The 2,769-nt window shown below is 52.6% G+C and carries 1 protein-coding gene; it reads right to left on the bottom strand.

Annotated features, from left to right (window positions below):
- Window positions 1–667: 667 nt before the first annotated feature.
- Window positions 668–2,134 (bottom strand): class I SAM-dependent methyltransferase, encoded by a 1,467-nt coding sequence (locus tag CJZ98_RS17455; protein WP_094592376.1) that lies wholly within the window; start codon window positions 2,132–2,134, stop codon window positions 668–670.
- Window positions 2,135–2,769 lie beyond the last annotated feature (635 nt).

Genomic DNA, 2,769 nt, shown 5'->3' with positions numbered 1-2,769 from the left:
CAGGCCACCAGAAGAGCCGCAGTCGGCACTGGCGGTACCATTGGCTCAGGCTGCTTGAAGAGCAGCCCAAGAGTGGCAACTTTCCTGAAAGTCACCGATCCGGCAACAACCTGGTAGGAGTGATTACGCTAACAGTCATAAAGCCTCTGAAAGACACGCCGTTGAATCAACTCCATGACCACCCATAGACCCAGGCAACAAGCAGGGGGCGCGGACCGGACTCAATAACAACAAATTCGCTCACCAGCCAACACAAAACAACCCATGAATCTATAGCTCTCAGTTATACGCTAACACACTAGCAGATTTAAGGCGGTCACGTGAAAACCCGGGGAAGATCACCGCGGCAGCAAATTACGGCTCAAGCATCAGGCAATTGTCGACCAGCTGCTCTCCACTCCAGACGGCTTCCGCGATCCTCATCGCCAGTATCGGTGCCCATGAACAGATGGGGGCGGGCCATCCGGTGCCCAGCCCCGCTGTCGCGCCAGGTCATCGGTCCAGCCGTGGCAGCGGCGGGTGAGGTGATCGCCCTGGGCAAGCAACCCCTGGCGCAGCGATCTGGGCCACGCTCTGCCGGTGCAGTGGACAGCATGGGCAATGAAAGGCAGCAAAGGGCGTGGCAGCTTCTTCTCTGGCGCCTACAGGGTGCCCAGAGGTTACAGAATTAAATATTAAGCATCTTTTTGCGATAGATACCGTGAAGTTCTGTCGAGCGACCGCCACAAGTCCAGTGCGCCGCTTCGGCAGCCACTAAGCCACGGAGATAGTGTATGTCTTCCTCGCGACAGAGATCATAATTATCCGAATAGGTCGCGTCTACTAGGCGCCATAGGAAAGCATTGCGCTTGTAAAGATGGACAGGAAGGAGATACGCTTCCAAAAGAGACTCAAGTTCCTCGCTCCGAATGCCCTCGAAGCAGCCAACTGAGTAGTCCTGCTTGCTGAGTTGCTCGTCGATCAAGCCCGAGTAAGCATTTCTGCGGTACTTCTCAGGCAAGCCAGAAAATGCAATATCTGCCATCTGACAGGCGTCTGGCCACAATTGGTTGCCATTCCGTCCAATCTGCTCACCAATGCTCCAAAATTCACCGTCATCAGCCAGGCATTCATTGATCTGTGACAGGACGAGCTCTAACCTTGCGACATGATGTAGCGCAGAGACGCAAATAATAATGTCAAACTGACGATCGAGAGGCAACCCCTCGTTGATATCGCCAACCAGGCAGGTTACAGTGATGTCATCTCTGAGAATCGAAAGAGTGTCTGCTGCGCGTTGTATTAGTTCAGTGCTGGCATCCAAGAGAACGAGCTCAACAGCTCCTGAGCAGTGGGAAAGTAGCTGAGCTTCGATTCTCGCCGCGCCAGCAAGAATGGATAGGATCCGAATTGCTCCATTATTACTGCGTCCCTTTACTCTTGAAAAAAAGTCTGGAGGCGAATGTGGCAACAGCGACGAGAGTGAACGCATTGCATAATTGAACGCTACTTCACCAGGCAATGGATCAATTAGGCAGAGTCTCTTGCGCGCAAGTGACTGAAGCAGCTTCTCGCGATCTGAGTCATATTGAGAGAGTCTTCTGAAATGTGTTTGAAGATTTCCATTTCCCGCAACTGACTCATCATTGCCATATATCGGGTGAAGGTACGAGCTACTGGAGAAGCAGCCCATTTCATTTGCCAGCCTGGTTTGGTAATTTGCCAATGCATTGATGCGGCCAGCTTGGAGAATGTGACAAATCCGCAAGTTGGTGATGCAACAAGATTCTCCATCGTTGCCAAAATGAGAAATCAAGTAACTCTGTCGCTCCTCGGTGGGATCCAGGGATAGGCGAATCTCGTTGTTTGTTGCATGCCTAAGATCCAATGTGACTAAATCTATGCGGTCGCCACTGCGTTCGTATTGGCAAAAGATACGTATTAATCCAGTGCCAGAGGCTTCGCCGACGCCAATCCATAAGGCGTGTTCACTGGCAATTGAAAGAAACGGCGTCTGAATAGAAGAGCCAGCACTAAGCTCGATACCGCCCAAAGGGGCATCAATCTGAAATTGGCATGCATCAGGTTGAACTCCTTGTGCCAAGAGTATGCGCGACGAATCAAGAGTGAAACGACTGGAATCAAGCGAAGGCATAATCAGCGTGAGCTGGCAAGAAGAAGTGATGATTAATTCTGAGCAGAAACTCTGGGAGGATCCCTTGTCTCACGGCAGCGTCAGTACCGAGTGGTGTCTTCGATTGCCAATCCACATCATGCCAAACCACAAAGGGCGAAAAAGAATTGGTGGGTCCATGGGCGTGAAGAGCCTGAATAATTGTATCTCGACAACTGCTCTAATATAATATGATCTACCTTTGCCAGGAACCCCCTTTACCAGGAAAGTCGACGCCTCTCCATCCCGACCAGTTCATTCACCAGTGGGTTTGATGGCAGGGATGATTGAAAGTCCGGCATAGGCTTTCTTGCCGGGGCTGCGACCATGGGTTGAGGTCGGCGGGCTGCCTCCTCTCTGTGCCTAAAAGCGTCCCTTCCGCAACCGATCTCGACCTGATCAGCTACCTCAAGGTGGTCCCAGATGCCCGTATGCGGCGTGGCGTGCGCATCCCGGCCTGGTACCTGCTCTTGGTGGCAGTGCTCGGGATCTTGAGCAAGTGCGAGAGGCTTCGGGACCTAGGAGCTTGTCGCGCATAGAACCGCGCCCCCTCTCCGCAGCCACCCGTGAAATCCGCGCAGATCCCAGTGACTGCAATGGTTCTGGGCGATACAATG

It is taken from the genome of Vulcanococcus limneticus LL (assembly GCF_002252705.1).
GTDB classification, from domain to species: domain Bacteria; phylum Cyanobacteriota; class Cyanobacteriia; order PCC-6307; family Cyanobiaceae; genus Vulcanococcus; species Vulcanococcus limneticus.
Note: the sequence above shows the minus strand (reverse complement) of the source record. Positions and strands in the feature narration are given on the sequence as shown.